This window comes from Vibrio sp. M260121 (genome assembly GCF_036533715.1).
Taxonomy (GTDB): Bacteria; Pseudomonadota; Gammaproteobacteria; order Enterobacterales; family Vibrionaceae; genus Vibrio.
Genome location: NZ_JATABF010000010.1, coordinates 15,490 through 31,440, shown reverse-complemented (window position 1 = coordinate 31,440; position 15,951 = coordinate 15,490). Strand labels below are relative to the sequence as shown.

Genomic DNA, 15,951 nt, shown 5'->3' with positions numbered 1-15,951 from the left:
ATCACCACCCCATAATTCGAAGAACAAAGGCGGTAGCCAATCCATCGATAACGATTCGAATGGCTTCGACGACACCGAGTTGATAGGCCGCGTGTCTAAGGTCTGGCGCTAGGTTGTTAAACGCCGCGTTAAGAACCGTATAGACTTCATAGTCTGTTAGTATCATTGAGGCAATTTCGTAGGCCATCTCAACCATAGAGATTTTGATGGACAGATAAAGTTTGATACCCCAGTACCAAGCATAGGTAAAGATTTCCATTACTAAGTCGGGAATAGACCTAAAGAAGTCAGAGATAGAGCCGAACACATTTGCTATGTATTGAAAGGCTTCGAAAATGAAATCCATATTAGCTTCCTTTGCGTCCCGACGATAAGATGATAAAAGCAGCCATCAACATAGCGGCAAAGATGATCACGTTGCGAATGGTGCTTGTGTTCGTGCCGAGTGTGTTGAATAGGTTAAAGCGCACATCCACATTCCAAGATGCGCGTGAAAGAGTGAAGGTTTCACCTGAATAACTGCCATCGTTGAAGCTCATTGTGCCGAGATTAATAGGGGATGTTGATTGCATGTCCTTGAGAGTTGCTTTGAGTTTGTCGATGTCATCAATAAGACCTTCAACCGCCTCACCAATAACTGTACCGTGTGACCAACCATCACTAGTTGGTGGCGCATGGAATAGGCCACCGTCATTCAATCCGTTAATCGCATCTTGAATACCTTCTAAGGATTGACCTAGTTGATCCCCTAGTTGTTCAGTGGAGCCTTGAAGTTCTCCAAGCTTGCTAACAACATCAGAATTATCCCCGCCAGTAGAGTCTGAACCTGAGCCGCCAGCATTCTCAATGGCTTCTTCAATTTGATTAAGCGAACCTTCTAGTGAAGTAGTTTGGGTTTCAATAGCCGTCTTAACAGCGTCAACTGATTCCTTATTTGCCTGAACGGCTTTCTTTGTGTTGGTCACTTCTTTCTTAATGTTATTAGTGTTGGCTTTGATGCTCCTTGTATCGCTACGAATGCCATCACGAAAGATACGAGTGTTTTGAGAGCCACTCGCCATACGTTGCTCAATGTTCTCTAAGATTGGAGTGACTTGGTATTTGATTGCTCCAGTATTGTCCGCAACCGAATCAACTTGCTTACGCATAGCATCTAAGAACCAGTAAGTACCGGATGTGTGCTTCTCGATTTCAGCGGCACTCGCAATTAACGGCGAAAGGTCAACATTGCCACCCGTTGTTTTTCGGTCTATAGAGTTCATTGTTTGGAGCAAGTCTGTGAGCGTGGAATTGGCGTCTTGGAACGCGAAAGTGATCCCACGAACACTAGTCTTGAGCTCGTTTCGATAGTTATTGGTATTGACTTGCTCTGTGTTCAAATGAGAGGAGATATCGGTCAACCTGTCAGTTATGGAAGCATTCAGTTGAATAATTTCATTGGTATTCCGATCCAAAAGGTTGTTAGAGATAACCTGTTTTTCTTGGATAGAGCGTAAGTGATTTATTGGATGATTACTGTCTGGATAAGCAGAACCAGAGTTACCACCATTACCACCGCCACCATGATCGAGGTCATCACTGTTATCAGTACTACCATCTGAACCGTCACCAGTATCGGTTCCAGTATCACCACCAGAATCATTACCTGAGCCATCGTTAGAATTACCATCGTCGGGTTCGGTCCAAGGAGAATCTCCGGTGTACTCACCAACATTAGAACAAGTTGCACCTGTATACTTAAAGTCACCTTGCCAGAAAACTGAACCATTAACTTGAATGGTTACCGCTGTACGTTGAAGTTCACAACCTGATGAGCCAGAGCCTCGACAATAACCAGTAGGCGCATCACCCCAAACCGTAGCATCCCAACGCATAGCACGAGGACTAGAATCGAGCGCTAAGATTTCGCAAGTGGTTCGGCATTGGCCTTGATACATTTGCTCACCGTCAGGACACTCATCAGAAAAGGCCAGCGGTGAAAGAAGTAATAAGAAGGGAGCTATAAAACGCATGAAATCACCTTATTACTGAGAAGAAAAAAGGGAGCTTTAAGCTCCCCTTAACCAGATATAACGCCTGTATAGACCCCGTATAAAAAGGACAGAGATATTAACGAGGCCAAAGCGATAGAGAGGATCATTATTTACGTAGCCACGCAACAACCATCCCCAAACCGAAGCCAAGAGCCGCGATACCGATAACACCAGAAGTGGTCAAAGACACCATCTGTTTACCACCATCGATAGCGCCGTTAATGGCTTCAACGTTAGCGTTACCTTCAGCAAAAGCCGGAACAGAAAGCGACATTGCTACACCCGCTTGTGTGTATTTGTTAGTGAAAAAGCTCTGTACTTGATTCATGTATTTCATGCTGATTTTCCTATTATTTTCCAAAGTATTTAAGTACGCGGCCTAAGACATGACCGCCGATGAAAGTGACAAGGGACTGGCCTAAAACGTATTCGTACAGTTCCTCGTCAAATTCGAGTAATGACCAATCAAATTGACCATCAACTAACTGCGTAACTTGTTCTTTTGACATCAAAATGAGCTCACAACTGCCATTAGTTGCTTGCTGCAAAACACCATCAATAACCGTTACGCAAATAGACATAGAATTTCTTAGTTAGCCTTCATTGAAGCTTCGAAGTGCTTCTTAATTTCTGCGTCGACAGGAATAAGCGCTGTCACGATGGCACCCGCCAAAGGATCTTCTGGGTTGATTTCAAGTTGCAATTGGTACTCACGACGAGGAACCAAAGCACCGGTGCGCTCAAGAAGCAGGGCGTATTCATGATCAATCATCAAAGGTTGATCCCATTGTGGGTTTACGTCACCAGATTCGCCGATGGTGCGACGCTTGAATTTCTCCGAGTTAATTTCACGTAGTGGACGCGAGATGTTCAGTTGAGCACTGTCACCACGTGCCGAGTTCCAAGTAATGTCCATGCCTAGGACAAAAACAGATTTAGCCATTTGTTAGGTCTCCAATATGTGAGTCACCAACTTGCCGTAGGTATCGGGGAAGGTGAATTTTGTTCCATCACGGACGAGCGAGCCGACAACGGTTTCAATGTCGCCCTCATGGAATTCGATTAAAGAGTTCAGGATTTTCCCGTACTGGCGACGCATCCAGTGAGCCGAGGCCAACAGGTCTAACGCCGCACGTTTAGTCGGGACAGGTTTTGTATTGAATTGTTTTGCAGTAGAAATCGACGCTGCGAAGTCGTTGATGGCCGCGAATGCGCCAGCAGGATTCAACAGCACATCGATGTTCCATTTTTTAAGTTCAACTTCTGAGCGGTACCAAACAAGACCCGTGTTCGCGAGTTTCTGCTCAAGAGCCTTGTTGTAGATACGCCAGTAAATGCGAGAAGTACGAGAGCCAATCGAGTATTGCTCTTTGGTGTAATCAGGACGGCCATCACGAAAGCCCGCAATCGTATGGTCAACATGCAGAACCGGATTACGACCACGTTCAGCCGTTCGAAATGCGTTGTCGTTCCAAGCTTTACGTGCGTATTCACAATCAAAGATACCGTCGTAATCATCGTAAGCGAGATCGACACGCGCGAGTGTTTGAACACCAAGAACGTTTGTCAGCCAATCATGCAGCGACCAAGGCGCGCGACGAGCAAACACATGCTTACAACCAGTGCCATTAATTTGGAAATGCACCGTGTCATTGTTGCCACCAATACCCACGAAACCACAGAAGTCTTCACCGTCTGGTGAGGTCAACTTCATAGACTCAGAATAGAACTGAAAGCCAAGGCCACGAGGTGCAGAAAGCGACAAGCCAAGCACCTGATTGGTGAAGATGCGCAGGCAATCTTCTAGGTAATTGCGGTAACAGATATCAAAGGCGTTGTTGTACGCTTCAATCTCTTCAGCAGTGCCTGCGATGGTCGCATTAAACTTAGGTGGAGCAGGGAACTTAGGCGCCTTACAGTTACGCTGTAACAGAGATTTAGGCGCTAAACCTTTGTATTCCTCATGCTTGTGAAGACGTTGAATCGCGTTGTGACAATGGCGTAAGTCCTTGACTGCAAATGTAAAACATAGGTAGTCAATATGAACAGACTGCTCATCGAATTTCTTAAGGATGTTAGTTGCAGTAGTCATCGAAGACCCCTAAATCAACGCGTTCTTGGTAAGTGGTGTTGGTGATAGACACCAACTCATAAGAGACAAATTCAGACGAAGCCCAAGACTCAAGATGAGACATCGACTTAAGCAAATCCCATTCATCACAGCCTTTGACCAACACGGAAACCGTGTAATCAGGCAGCAAGTCGTAATAGATGATTTGAGCTAGGCTCATGGCTGAGCCTCCAAGTGATTACGCCCAAGAGCTGATAATTCGTTTAGAGAAGAACGGATATACTCGAAAACAGATTGCTGCTTGAAATCAACATCAGTGGGAACTGTTAGGTTCGTAGCATGCTTAGTCTGAAGAGTTTCTATAATTTGAGTGACAGCGTCACCTTTAAAAGAAACACCATCAGACAAAGACTTACCAAGTTTGGATACACCGAGTTTTTTCAAGTAGCGACGGATTAACTTAGCTGGATACTGCATGTAATGAGAAGCTGAGCGAACGACTAGAACGCCAGCGTTTAGCTCAAACCTTAAGGAGCCAATGAAGCGGGCACGTGACTGGTTCACAGATTTCGAAACGGATTGGTTAGCTTTCTTAATCGAAGTTTGGTGCTGTTCGTGTTGAACGCGTTCTTGTTGAAGGCGAGCGGCAAACGCTTTTTTCTCAGCAGAACGTTTCAATTCTTGAAAGTAACGATGACACTCGATAGCGAACGGAGTTAGTTGGCCGTCGTCAGCATACATGGATTGGTTCAGGTGCTTACGGAAGAACACGCCAGATAGACGAGGACTAAGTTCTGATTCTTTTTCTATAAGAGATTTAACTTGTTCCGTAAGCATAACCAAACACCTTGACCGTTGAGAGTGACCACCAAGACCAGACGCAAGCGTCAAGGGCAAACGCCTAAACCAAGGCGGTCAATACGAAATATTTCGTATAGTTAATACGAGATTCTTCATAGTGTAAATACGATAAATTCCGTACAAATGAGCTAGAATCATTAATAACGATCTAAAGGCAGGATTCAAAAATGTATACAAACAAACTCATTGACGCTTACAAAGAGCAAATGAAGTATGTGCAATACAAGCAAATCGCCCCAGATTTAGGCATCAGTCCTCAAATGCTTACTGACGTGCGAAAAGGAAGAACATACTTGAAGGAAAATCAGATACTTATGCTTGCAGAAGCTATAGGTGAAGATAAAGAAAAGGCACTTGTTGGATTAGCATTAGATAAAGCAAAAACGTACGAAGCGCAGACGCTGTGGACGAGCATAGCAAAAAAGTTTAACGGGCTTGGATTACCAAGTATTTCAATGGCTTGTGCAGGATTTGCCGTAGCGTTTTCAAGCCCAGTGGAATCCTCGATTCAGTGCGCATTATGTATATTATGTTAAATAAAATATCCACGTACGCCAATTCTTCTCTAGTTTGGTCTCCTATCCCTCTCAGATTTTAAAATACAGCGCTTTGGGTTGGTGTCATTAAACATAACCGTTATTTACCATAAAATAGCTAATATGGATCTATCAATCTACGATTGCTTGCTCTGCTATTAGCTGAGTTTCCTCAATAGACTTTCTGTGTTTGTCGCTTCGTACTGATTGTTACCTTCGGTTTAGCTACACAAACTACAGATACAAAAAGAGCGTCAATTGAGACGCTCTATAAAATCTACTGAACAGTTTGAATTAACCACCGGCTAATTTTACGGTCATGCCTTTCTTCTCAAGGTGTGCTTTGATCTTGTCACGAGCATCACCTTGAATTTCGATGTTGCCATCTTTTACAGAACCACCACAACCGCAGACTTTCTTAAGTTCAGCTGCTAGTAATTTAAGTGGCGCGTCATCCATATCCAAACCAGTTACGATACAAACGCCTTTGCCTTTGCGGCCTTTAGTTTGCTTTTGGATACGGACAATACCGTCGCCTTTAGGACGTTCGACTTTTTCTTCTTCTGGTTTGATTCGACCAGTTTCTGTTGAATATACGAGAGTCATACTCTTATTTCTTTTGTTGTTGTGCTTGTAGCGCTTTCTGTTTCGCAACCAAATACGCTTCGATATGGCGTTGAATCGCAGGCTTCGCACCCTTGATCAATTTGCCATTGAACATACAGTACCAAGCGTTAGGCTCGCCTGTATCGTTCTTTATCGAGTAGCCGTTAAATACTTCAGATTGAGGACTGTTAGTGCTTTGCGCTCTTTGCCCCAGAGTTGCGAACTCTTTTGGGTCAATAATAGAAGCAGTGTCACACCACCAATCTATGCTCTTTTTTACCGCCGTCAAACTGCCTTGTAAAACGTGGTTTTTGATCTTTACCTTCCAAACGCTACCGTCAGGTCCGCCCGATTGCAGGTTAAAACCTCTATAATTTGAAATTGCCATACCACTGAGCCATCTATTTAATGCTTTGATACAATCATAAATGCAACTGAGTAATATTCAAACTTTAACGCTGTGATATTACTCAGTTATGCTTAGGTTTACCACAAAATGAATGACGGTAACGTTAGTTAGATTGCAGTATGAATACAATCTGCTAGGAATTCGTGGAATTTGTGACCGTTGTTTTGCAGCATTTTAGGGAACATCGAAATCGGCGTCATACCCGGGAACGTGTTTACTTCGTTTAGGTAGATTTCATCATCTTCTGTTAAAAAGAAGTCGATGCGCGATAAATGACGTAAATTCATTTGCTTAAACACAGTTTCTGAAGCCACGCGAATCGCTTCTATCTGTTCTTCCGTTAGGTTTTTCGCTTCTACTTCAGTCAATGAATGGCTCGAGCTGCTGTACTTTTCATCGTACGAGTAGAAAGCACCATCAGGTGCAATCACTTCGCCAGGCTTAGTAATGAATAGCTGACCATTCATCTCATAAGCTGCGACTTCCAGTTCACGAGGCTTGACTGATTTTTCTACCAATACTTGCTCTGAGAAACCAAATGCATCGTTAACGGCTTGCGATAAAGCTTCCTTTTCAGTGACGCTGTAACAGCCAACTGAAGAACCTTGACGAGCCGCTTTAACAAACACTTTCCCCCACTTATCAAACGCTTGTGACGCTTGTTCATGGGCTTGTTCATCATTACGCGTTAAGAAAAGGTATGGTGTGTTTGGGATACCAATCGCATCGTACCAAAGCTTTGATGTGATCTTATTGAAGCTGTTGCTGCTCGCTTCAGGGCCACAACCTAGGTAAGGAATACCCGCGATTTCAAACATGGATTGGATATCACCAGTTTCACCCGGGAAACCGTGGATACAAGGGACAATGAAATCGATATCTAGGTTAAGGTTGTCTGAACACAGCTTTTTGGTATTAAGGTCCAAATAAACCAGTTCACCTTGGTTTGTCACCCAACCTTCATTTTTGATTTCTACGCGCGTCACGCTTACGTTTTCGATCAGATTTAACTGTTGCTCTACAAAGTTTGCAGAAAGCAGTGAAATCTCGTGCTCAGATGAGCCGCCACCGCATAGTAAAAGGATATTTTTGATCATGAATCAATCTTTCCGTGATTTCCAAAAGATACTATTCAGTATGATAAACCTTTGAGTAGTAACGTACAGTAATTTTACTGTGAGGAATACTGTTCGAATAGGAATTAACCAAAGAAAGAAGGGAGCAATTTGCTCCCTTCTCTTGTTAAATTAGTTTAGCTTGTTAAGCGTTGGATATGCCGAGTTTTTAATGGCATCAATGCTCTTAACGAAAGGCTTAAGTTGCTGGAAATGACCCGGCAATGTTGAGATCGCATTCTTCGCTTCTGCGCTTGTTGCGTAATCACCGTAAAGCACTGAGAACCATTTCGTGCCGTTTACCACTTTGTAGTTTTCCCAGATTGGCTGGCCGTTTTGAGGAAGTTGACGTGCAAACTGGTCAACTTTCGCTTGACTACCTACAGCAACAACTTGAATGGTGTAACCAAAGCGCTGGATACCCGCTTGTTTCTTGCTAGGCGGAATGATCTTAACTGGTTTCGCCTGATCTTTAGGGGTTAGTTTCACCACCTTTTTCTCTTCAGGCTTCGCAGTCATTTTTACAACTGTTGGTTCTACGTCTTTCTCAACCACTGCGTTCTCAGACGACATAATTGGTTTAGAAATTGACTGAGATTGGTAGTCTTCTCGGTAGCTTTCTGACGTTACGTCAGTGATGTAAGTTTCCGATGCACAAGCAGAAAGCAGTACAGACAAGCCGATGATTGCGATTTTTTTCATGAAGTAACAAACGCTCTGGATAAATATTACGATAAATCATGCCGATAGCAGGCTATTTTATCAAGCACCAAACACAATAAACTGTGATTTTGATGTGATGAGTGACACAAACTCTGTACGCTTGGCTCAGTTTTAAGCCAATGTCTGGCCTGTTCATATTTCAACAGTGACTTATTCGTTTATGATTGTATGAGGAATGACCAACCGTTCTCGGTGTCAATGGCCAAGGAGTCACATTGAACAAACTACAAAAACTCTTTAAACCGAATTCTGTTGCAGTGATTGGTGCTTCTCAAAAAGAACTGCGCGCCGGCCAAATCGTAATGCGAAATTTACTACAGAGTGGCTTTGGTGGCGCTATCATGCCCGTCACACCGAAATACAAATCAGTCTCCGGCGTGATTGCTTATCCAAACGTGGCTTCCCTGCCCTATACGCCTGATATTGCCATACTCTGCACCAATGTTTCTCGCAATAAACAGCTGTTGAAAGAGCTTGATGAACGCGGGACTGAATTTGCGATTGTCATCTCTGACGATGCAGAAAGCTTAGATCTCTCAGACTTGAACATTCGTGTGCTTGGCCCTAACAGTCTCGGCATCATTCTACCTTGGCATCACTTTAACTGTTCCTTTTCTCCTGTTGCGGCGAAACCAGGAAAGATCGCCTTTATTTCACAGTCCGCAGCGGTGTGTACGACCGTGTTGGATTGGGCGAATGATAAAAACATCGGTTTCTCTTCATTCATCTCTATTGGGCAAGGCCAAGATATCGATTTTGCTGAGCTGCTTGACTATTTGAGTATGGATGGCAAAACAGAAGCGATTTTGCTTTATGTCGACTCGATTAAAGATGCACGACGATTTATGTCTGCAGCACGAGCAGCTTCTCGTAATCGACGCATCTTAGTGCTTAAAGCAGGACGTTCGACTCAAGCTCGTACGCTTGGAGAAAAAGATATAGATTCTCTCGACGTTATCTATGATTCAGCAATCAGAAGAACCGGTATGCTGCGTGTTGGTAATACACACGAATTATTCGCCGCAGTAGAAACGCTCACACATTCAGTCCCGCTACGAGGTGAACGTCTCGCGATAGTAACCAATGGCGGTGGCCCAGCAGTGATGGCCGTTGACACCTTATTAGATAGAGGTGGCAAGCTAGCAACGTTAGATGAAGATTCTATTGCTAATCTGCGTGGTCAATTGCCGGATAGTTGGCGAGGTGTGAATCCAATCGACTTAGCCGGTGACGCGACGAAAAAGCGATACGTCGATACCATCAACGCATTGATGAACAATGACTGCGCTGATGCGATTTTGATTATGCACAGCCCTTCGGCTGTCTCAGATTCGTTAGAGACAGCAAACGCAGTAATCGAAGCCATACAAGCACATCCAAGACACAAGCATTTTAATATTCTCACCAATTGGTCTGGCGAACAGACTTCTCGCGAAGCACGCTTAGCATTCACTCAAGCAGGCATTCCAACCTACCGAACACCAGAGAGTGCAGTCGTTGCTTACATGCACTTAGTCGAGTACAGACGAAACCAGAAACAACTGATGGAAACACCGACTACGGCGGAACCGCTCCATTCCGGCAGTGTGAGTTCTGCTCGCGAATGGGTGAATGAGCAACTACTGGATAAAAACACAGTCACATTAGATACACACCAAACAAGCCCCCTATTTGAGCAGTTTGGTTTTGATATTCTCCCAACTTGGATTGCCTCAGAAGTCACAGAAGCCGTTCATATGGCAGAGAATATTGGCTATCCGGTTGCAGTAAAGCTTCGGTCTCCAGATATTGCTCATAAATCAGATGTACATGGTGTCGCGCTTAACCTGCGCAATAGCCAAGAAGTATCTAGCGCCGCGCAAGCCATTTTAGATACCGCTAAGCTCAGTTACCCTGCAGCCAACCTTCAAGGCCTTTTAGTACAAGGGATGGCAAAGCTTGGTAGCGCAGAGGAGTTGCGTGTCAGTATTGCAGTGGATAAGGTTTTTGGCCCTGTAATCTTACTTGGACAAGGTGGTTCAGACTGGAACATTACTCAAGATGCCGTTGCAGCCCTGCCACCACTCAACATGAATCTGGCGCGCTATCTGATCGTAATAGCGCTCAAATCAGGCAAGGTGCGCCTGCAGAAACACAAAGACGCTCTAGACATCACAGAGCTGTCAAAATTCTTGGTGCGAATCTCCCAGATGGCCGTTGAACTACCAGAAATAGAAAGACTGGATATTCATCCAGTATTGGTATCTGGTAGCGATTTAACCATCATCGATGCAGACGTTACGCTGAAGAAATACGAAGGCGACGCGCAAGAACGATTAGCTATCCGCCCTTTCCCTGCCGAGTTCGTGGAGACGGTGACCTTGCGAGATGGCCAACCTATTTTGCTTCGTCCAATCTTGCCAGAAGACGAACCAATCCATGCGCAGTTCATCAATAGTGTATCTAAGGAAGATCTATATAACCGATTCTTCTCTGACGTCGGCGAGTTCAACCATGAGGCACTCGCAAACCTGACACAAATTGATTATGACCGTGAAATGGCTTTTGTCGCTGTCGCATTCGATGAAAATGGCCCATCAATCATCGGGGTGGCGAGAGCTTTAATAACACCGGATAATAGCGACGCAGAATTTGCGATTTTAGTTCGTTCAGATTTGAAAGGAAAAGGATTGGGTAAACTGTTGATGCAAAAGATCATCAGTTACTGCCAAATCAAAGGGACCAAACAGATGTCTGGTATGACGATGCCCACTAACCGCGGGATGCTGTCACTTGCGCAAAGTTTAGGTTTCGAATTGGATGTTCAGTTTGCAGATGGCACTGCCGATATGGTTTTACCTTTGAATTAATTGTGTTCATCTACTAATGAAGTAACAAAAGAAAGGACGCATCGCCGCGTCCTTTTCTTTATTCCTGTACAAATTAGTGACAAGGTCACTTCATTTTCCAGTTTTTCTTTAGGTATTGTACGCACCAAGACTTCGCTTCACCCATCGTATTTCTACGCCAAGCTAGGATGATATCTATCGGCTTACTTTCTGCGCCATCAATGTACTTGAGCTGACCGCTTTCTACCAAAGGCTGTGCAACTTGCGTTGGCAAGGTACCGATCCCTAGTCCCGACAATAAAGCTTCAACCTTTGCTGAAAAATTAGTAACGGTCAGACGGGGTTGTTTTTGCATAACATTGATCGACAGCGCTGGTTGTTCTCTCGCAGTATCTGCAATCGCGATGACTCGATACTTTTCCCTTGCCGCGTCATCAAATTCCCCACTGCGCTTATGAACATAATGATCAGCCGCTGCTACCCAAACCATACTTAGTTTGCCAATTTTTTCTGCTTTTACATCTTGCGGGAGCGTATCTAACGCCGGACAAACCAATAAATCTGAACGCCCTGTATTCAATGATTCCCAGCTGCCAGCAAGAATCTCTTCTTGGAGTCGGATTCGTGTACTACTCACATTAGACAACGCATCAACCATAGGGAAGAAATTTGCGATAGGAATAATGCCGTCGAACGCAACAGTAAGATCCAACTCCCAACCATTCGCTAACAAGGTGGCATCATTGACGAGTTTCTCGCTTGCTTGAAGGATCGCTCTGCCACGCTCAAGTATTAACTTACCGGCTTCAGTGAAATGTGCTTTATGACCAGAACGGTCGAAAATGATGATATCAAGGTCTTGCTCTAGCTTTTGAATCTGATAACTCAACGAAGACGGTGCGCGGTCTAACTCGTTGGCTGCAGCAGCAAAACTTCCTCTTCTATCAATGGCATCCAAGATATGAAGTGCTTCTAACGTGATTGGACTCTGCACAATAACTCCCTATTTATGTGATAGCTATCACAGTAGTGGTATTTGAAAAATCACTCAAAAAAACGATTTTAGACAATATAACACATTGATTATCAAAGACTAGGCGGTGCGTAGTACAAATTTCCATTGATAAAAACAATATCAAACAACAATGGTAATGATAGTAATTACCATTTAGATCCACTAAGATACCGCACGTTGTTATTGCCTATTATGGATTTAAGGTATTGAAGCCAATGTATAAAAAATCAATTTTATCAGCCTCTATTGTCATCGCCCTCTCCCAAGGCGCTTACGCTGAAGAAACATCAAAGTTCAATGAAGTCGTTGTTTCTGCCACTCGTACTAACCAAACTATGGATACTGTAGCAGCTTCTGTTGCCGTTGTTTCTGAGAAAGATCTCGAAGAGAACATGGCAAAAGATCTCAATGATGTATTCGAGTACACCCCTGGTGTTACGGTGAATGGCACTCAACGCCAAGGTGTTCAAAGCATTAACATTCGTGGCATGGAAGGTAAACGAGTGAAAATCTTGGTGGATGGTGCATCTCAACCAGGTGTTTTCGATGGCGGCCCATACTCTTTCATCAACTCTAGTGCGGTTACTGTAGATCCAGACATGCTAAAGAGCGTTGAGATCGTAAAAGGTGCTGCTTCTAGTTTGCATGGTAGCGATGCTATTGGTGGCGTTGTTGCATTTGAAACCAAAGATCCAAGTGACTTCTTAAAAGATGGCAAAGACTTCGGTGGTCAAGCTAAGCTCTCTTACTCTTCTGAAGACAACTCATTTAGTGAGCATGTTGCTTTGGCAAAGCAGTTTGACAATGTTGAAGCGTTGGTCGCTTACACACGCCGTGATGGCTCTGAACTACAAAATTTCGCAAAAGCCCCTTATGACGATTATTCAGTAACAGACCAAGATTACTACAAGAACGATTTGTTGGTAAAACTGCAGTCGCAACTTAATGACGATCACCGTTTGGAGTTTTTGGGCGAAGTAATCTACAACCAAAGGGATTCAGACATCGCGAGCTCTTCATACAAAAACTTTAATGCTGAAGACCAAACTAAGCAAAACCGTCTTGGTTTGAAACACATTTGGTTTGCTGATTTAGCTATCTCAGACACCATCACTTCTCAGCTAACTTGGACAAGTAAAGAAGAAAACGGTGTAACAAACCGCTTTAAAGAAGCAAGTCCTGGCTTCCCACCGTGGGTTCCGCCTAATGGTGATAACCAGCAGAAAAAAGACTACGAATACACTGAAGACAAGATCGAGTTTGAAACTCAGTTAGACAAAGAGATTCAAAACCACTACTTGGTTTACGGCCTGTCTTACAAACACAGCGACATCAGCAACACAAACCGCGAGTTTAACTCTGATCCAGGCACGCCTGACACGGTTTACATTTACACACCAGATGCTAAAGAACAAAGCTTTGGTTTGTTCTTGCAAGATGAAATCGCACTACTTAACGACAAGTTAATCTTAACTCCTGGTGTACGTTACGATTACTTCTCTACTGATCCATCAGATACCTCTGAAGAGTCATTCAAGAAGTTCAGCGACTCTGCGTTCACTGGTCGTCTAGGTGCAACATACAAGCTGTCTCAGCCAGGTACGGTCTTCGCTCAAGTAAGCCAAGGTTTCCGTGCGCCATCATTTGATGAACTTTACTACACGTACGACAACCCAGGACACGGTTACACTAACCGCCCTAACCCAGACCTAGAATCTGAAAAGAGCTTGTCTTACGAATTAGGTTACCGTCACAACACAGCAGCGTCGGCAACAGAGTTCGCTCTTTACTACAGTGATTTCACCGACTTCATTGATCAAACATCAACGAGTAATGGTGGTCTAACTGAATACACCTTCATCAACATCAAAGAAGCGACAGTAAAAGGTGTCGAGCTGTCTAATAGCCTTGACTGGCACGCTATTGCTAGCCTTCCTAAAGGTGTAACGACTCGTCTAGCTGCAGCGTACACTGAAGGTGAAGATGGTGAAGGTAACCCGCTTAATAGTGTGAACCCTTGGAATGCGGTTGCTGCGGTAAACTACGATTCACCAAACGCGCTTTGGGGTACAAGTTTAAAAGTTAACTACACTGCGAAGAAGTCTGACAGTGATATCAACTCAGATGGTGACAATGGCGGAACTAAAGACCAAGTTGCACTACCATCAGCAACAGTTGTTGATCTAACGGCTTACTACAAGCCAATGAAAGACCTAACCGTTCGTGCAGGTGTGATGAACTTGACGAATGAAGAGTACTACTTGTGGAACGATGTACGTGGTGAAACTGAGCTAAGCCGTGATATCACGCAAGCAGAGCGTAACTACAACATTAGTGTCAAATACGAGTTCTAAGTGTTACAAACACAAAAAAGCCAGCATTATGCTGGCTTTTTTATGTGCTTTCATTTCAAAAATGTTAAGAAAAGAATGAAAAATGAAAGACTATTGTTTTGCCATCTCTTTTTTCACCATTATTGCTGCTGCAACGATGAATGCGATGATTAAACCAAGTTCCATGAACTACCCCGAATAGTTTAATGAAAATTTACGACCTAAATTAAGATTCGCACATAGTTTAGCATTTCTATTTATCGAAGCTACCTTTTAACCAGTAATTTACGAATTTTTCCGATTTAGATCAAAAAAGGCGCAGAGGCGCGCCTTTTTGTTACAAAAGTGTAAAACTTGAAGTTTTAAACGTCTGGATAACCTTGAGGGTTATTTGACTGCCAGCGCCAAGTATCACTCGTCATCTCTTCAAGTGTACGGGTCGCCTTCCAACCGAGTTCGTTTGCTGCTTTTGAAGGATCTGCCCAACACTCTGCGATATCACCAGGGCGGCGATCCACCAGCTTAAACGGAACTTCTTTGCCAGAAGCAGCTTCAAACGCTTTCACCATTTCCAATACGCTGTAGCCATTACCTGTACCCAAGTTATAGATATGTAGGCCTGCTTTGTTGCCCACTTTATCAAGAGCAGCAACGTGGCCATCGGAAAGATCCATTACGTGGATGTAATCACGGACACCTGTACCATCTTTAGTTGGGTAATCACTACCAAATACCGACAGGAATTCACGACGACCGACCGCAACTTGAGAAACGAACGGCATCAAGTTATTAGGAATGCCTTGCGGATCTTCGCCAAGCTCACCGGTTGGGTGTGAACCAACAGGATTGAAGTAACGCAGAAGTGTGATGCTCCAATCTGGGTTCGCTTTTTGGAAATCCGTTAGACACTCTTCTACCATCAACTTACTGCGACCATATGGGTTGGTCGCACTTGTTGGGAAGTCTTCCATAATTGGCACAGAAGCTGGATCACCGTAAACCGTTGCTGAAGAGCTAAATACGATCGATTTAACGCCGGCTTCGCGCATAGCATCAACAAGAACAAGCGTACCGTTCACGTTGTTATCGTAATATTCGAGTGGCTTTTCTACCGACTCACCAACCGCTTTAAGACCAGCAAAATGGATAACGGCTTCAATATTGTGTGTCGTCATTGCATTAACAAGCGCTGCTTTGTCGCGAATGTCTGCTTCAATGAATACTGGTTTTACGCCACAAACCTTTTCAATGCGCTCAAGCACAGTTGGTTTACTATTGTAAAGGTTATCGAGGATAACTGGTGTCATACCAGCTTCGATCATTTGAATACAAGTGTGGCTGCCAATGTAGCCCATACCACCCGTAACAAGTACTTTCATTTTATCATTCCTTCTGACGCGAATCGGGCTAGTCTAAAGGTT

Annotated in this window: 17 protein-coding genes; 3 read left to right on the top strand and 14 right to left on the bottom strand. The window is 43.9% G+C overall.

The annotated features are described in order from the left end of the window. Position 1: 1 nt before the first annotated feature. From QTO06_RS08035 to QTO06_RS08000, 8 genes are all read right to left on the bottom strand, one after another. Positions 2 to 346 (bottom strand): hypothetical protein, encoded by a 345-nt coding sequence (locus QTO06_RS08035; RefSeq protein WP_331407379.1) that lies wholly within the window; start codon positions 344 to 346, stop codon positions 2 to 4. A 1-nt stretch (position 347) separates the two neighbouring features. Then, a complete protein-coding gene (locus QTO06_RS08030) occupies positions 348 to 2,012 on the bottom strand; it encodes a hypothetical protein (RefSeq protein ID WP_331407378.1) in 1,665 nt (554 codons plus the stop codon). A 127-nt stretch (positions 2,013 to 2,139) separates the two neighbouring features. Continuing rightward, positions 2,140 to 2,370: a hypothetical protein gene (locus QTO06_RS08025; protein WP_042605493.1), complete on the bottom strand. Its 231-nt coding sequence runs from the start codon at positions 2,368 to 2,370 to the stop codon at positions 2,140 to 2,142. A gap of 13 nt (positions 2,371 to 2,383) precedes the next feature. After that, positions 2,384 to 2,614: a transcriptional regulator gene (locus QTO06_RS08020; RefSeq protein ID WP_331407377.1), complete on the bottom strand. Its 231-nt coding sequence runs from the start codon at positions 2,612 to 2,614 to the stop codon at positions 2,384 to 2,386. An 8-nt stretch (positions 2,615 to 2,622) separates the two neighbouring features. Continuing rightward, positions 2,623 to 2,976: a DUF1293 family protein gene (locus QTO06_RS08015; RefSeq protein ID WP_045373564.1), complete on the bottom strand. Its 354-nt coding sequence runs from the start codon at positions 2,974 to 2,976 to the stop codon at positions 2,623 to 2,625. A gap of 3 nt (positions 2,977 to 2,979) precedes the next feature. After that, a complete protein-coding gene (locus QTO06_RS08010; RefSeq protein ID WP_331407376.1) occupies positions 2,980 to 4,125 on the bottom strand; it encodes a replication initiation factor domain-containing protein in 1,146 nt (381 codons plus the stop codon). Further along, positions 4,109 to 4,324: a hypothetical protein gene (locus tag QTO06_RS08005; RefSeq protein WP_045457082.1), complete on the bottom strand. Its 216-nt coding sequence runs from the start codon at positions 4,322 to 4,324 to the stop codon at positions 4,109 to 4,111. Before QTO06_RS08005 ends, QTO06_RS08010 begins: the two co-directional genes overlap by 17 nt. Beyond that, positions 4,321 to 4,941 carry a hypothetical protein gene (locus tag QTO06_RS08000; RefSeq protein WP_331407375.1) on the bottom strand — a complete coding sequence of 207 codons (621 nt, stop codon included), beginning with the start codon at positions 4,939 to 4,941 and terminating at the stop codon, positions 4,321 to 4,323. The genes QTO06_RS08005 and QTO06_RS08000 overlap by 4 nt, the downstream gene beginning before the upstream one ends. 191 nt (positions 4,942 to 5,132) lie before the next feature. On the opposite strand from QTO06_RS08000, the gene QTO06_RS07995 reads away from it, so the two are divergent. Further along, on the top strand, positions 5,133 to 5,501 hold the full coding sequence (locus QTO06_RS07995) for a DUF3693 domain-containing protein (RefSeq protein WP_047477210.1): 369 nt from the start codon (positions 5,133 to 5,135) through the stop codon (positions 5,499 to 5,501). Between the two features lie 294 nt (positions 5,502 to 5,795). Here the strand turns inward: QTO06_RS07995 and yciH are convergent, their stop codons facing one another. The 4 genes from yciH to QTO06_RS07975 form a co-directional block, all read right to left on the bottom strand. Next, a complete protein-coding gene (gene yciH, locus QTO06_RS07990) occupies positions 5,796 to 6,107 on the bottom strand; it encodes a stress response translation initiation inhibitor YciH (RefSeq protein WP_005435166.1) in 312 nt (103 codons plus the stop codon). A gap of 4 nt (positions 6,108 to 6,111) precedes the next feature. Further along, the gene (locus tag QTO06_RS07985; RefSeq protein WP_331407374.1) at positions 6,112 to 6,495 is read right to left on the bottom strand and encodes a DUF3319 domain-containing protein; all 384 of its coding nucleotides are present in this window, start codon (positions 6,493 to 6,495) and stop codon (positions 6,112 to 6,114) included. A 128-nt stretch (positions 6,496 to 6,623) separates the two neighbouring features. Further along, positions 6,624 to 7,613 carry a D-alanine--D-alanine ligase gene (locus QTO06_RS07980; RefSeq protein ID WP_331407373.1) on the bottom strand — a complete coding sequence of 330 codons (990 nt, stop codon included), beginning with the start codon at positions 7,611 to 7,613 and terminating at the stop codon, positions 6,624 to 6,626. A gap of 150 nt (positions 7,614 to 7,763) precedes the next feature. Then, positions 7,764 to 8,333 (bottom strand): SPOR domain-containing protein, encoded by a 570-nt coding sequence (locus QTO06_RS07975; protein ID WP_009704436.1) that lies wholly within the window; start codon positions 8,331 to 8,333, stop codon positions 7,764 to 7,766. Positions 8,334 to 8,569: 236 nt separating this feature from the next. Here QTO06_RS07975 and QTO06_RS07970 point away from each other — a divergent pair, with 236 nt between their 5' ends. Next, a complete protein-coding gene (locus QTO06_RS07970) occupies positions 8,570 to 11,203 on the top strand; it encodes a bifunctional acetate--CoA ligase family protein/GNAT family N-acetyltransferase (RefSeq protein WP_331407372.1) in 2,634 nt (877 codons plus the stop codon). A gap of 85 nt (positions 11,204 to 11,288) precedes the next feature. Here QTO06_RS07970 and QTO06_RS07965 read toward each other — a convergent pair whose 3' ends face one another. Continuing rightward, complete coding sequence (locus QTO06_RS07965; protein WP_331407371.1) at positions 11,289 to 12,176, bottom strand: LysR family transcriptional regulator; 888 nt, start codon at positions 12,174 to 12,176, stop codon at positions 11,289 to 11,291. 236 nt (positions 12,177 to 12,412) lie between these two features. Between QTO06_RS07965 and QTO06_RS07960 the strand changes: the two genes are divergently transcribed. Continuing rightward, positions 12,413 to 14,551, top strand: a complete 2,139-nt coding sequence (locus QTO06_RS07960) for a TonB-dependent hemoglobin/transferrin/lactoferrin family receptor (RefSeq protein ID WP_331407370.1) — start codon at positions 12,413 to 12,415, stop codon at positions 14,549 to 14,551. A 341-nt stretch (positions 14,552 to 14,892) separates the two neighbouring features. Here the strand turns inward: QTO06_RS07960 and galE are convergent, their stop codons facing one another. Then, a complete protein-coding gene (gene galE / locus QTO06_RS07955) occupies positions 14,893 to 15,909 on the bottom strand; it encodes a UDP-glucose 4-epimerase GalE (protein WP_331407369.1) in 1,017 nt (338 codons plus the stop codon). Positions 15,910 to 15,951 lie beyond the last annotated feature (42 nt).

Excerpts from the sequence above, each read along its gene's own strand:
- QTO06_RS08035 (WP_331407379.1), bottom strand. The coding sequence starts at position 346 with ATGGATTTCATTTTCGAAGCCTTTCAATACATAGCAAATGTGTTCGGC.
- QTO06_RS08030 (WP_331407378.1), bottom strand. The coding sequence starts at position 2,012 with ATGCGTTTTATAGCTCCCTTCTTATTACTTCTTTCACCGCTGGCCTTT.
- QTO06_RS08025 (WP_042605493.1), bottom strand. The coding sequence starts at position 2,370 with ATGAAATACATGAATCAAGTACAGAGCTTTTTCACTAACAAATACACA.
- QTO06_RS08020 (WP_331407377.1), bottom strand. The coding sequence starts at position 2,614 with ATGTCTATTTGCGTAACGGTTATTGATGGTGTTTTGCAGCAAGCAACT.
- QTO06_RS08015 (WP_045373564.1), bottom strand. The coding sequence starts at position 2,976 with ATGGCTAAATCTGTTTTTGTCCTAGGCATGGACATTACTTGGAACTCG.
- QTO06_RS08010 (WP_331407376.1), bottom strand. The coding sequence starts at position 4,125 with ATGACTACTGCAACTAACATCCTTAAGAAATTCGATGAGCAGTCTGTT.
- QTO06_RS08005 (WP_045457082.1), bottom strand. The coding sequence starts at position 4,324 with ATGAGCCTAGCTCAAATCATCTATTACGACTTGCTGCCTGATTACACG.
- QTO06_RS08000 (WP_331407375.1), bottom strand. The coding sequence starts at position 4,941 with ATGCTTACGGAACAAGTTAAATCTCTTATAGAAAAAGAATCAGAACTT.
- QTO06_RS07995 (WP_047477210.1), top strand. The coding sequence starts at position 5,133 with ATGTATACAAACAAACTCATTGACGCTTACAAAGAGCAAATGAAGTAT.
- yciH (WP_005435166.1), bottom strand. The coding sequence starts at position 6,107 with ATGACTCTCGTATATTCAACAGAAACTGGTCGAATCAAACCAGAAGAA.
- QTO06_RS07985 (WP_331407374.1), bottom strand. The coding sequence starts at position 6,495 with ATGGCAATTTCAAATTATAGAGGTTTTAACCTGCAATCGGGCGGACCT.
- QTO06_RS07980 (WP_331407373.1), bottom strand. The coding sequence starts at position 7,613 with ATGATCAAAAATATCCTTTTACTATGCGGTGGCGGCTCATCTGAGCAC.
- QTO06_RS07975 (WP_009704436.1), bottom strand. The coding sequence starts at position 8,333 with ATGAAAAAAATCGCAATCATCGGCTTGTCTGTACTGCTTTCTGCTTGT.
- QTO06_RS07960 (WP_331407370.1), top strand. The coding sequence starts at position 12,413 with ATGTATAAAAAATCAATTTTATCAGCCTCTATTGTCATCGCCCTCTCC.
- galE (WP_331407369.1), bottom strand. The coding sequence starts at position 15,909 with ATGAAAGTACTTGTTACGGGTGGTATGGGCTACATTGGCAGCCACACT.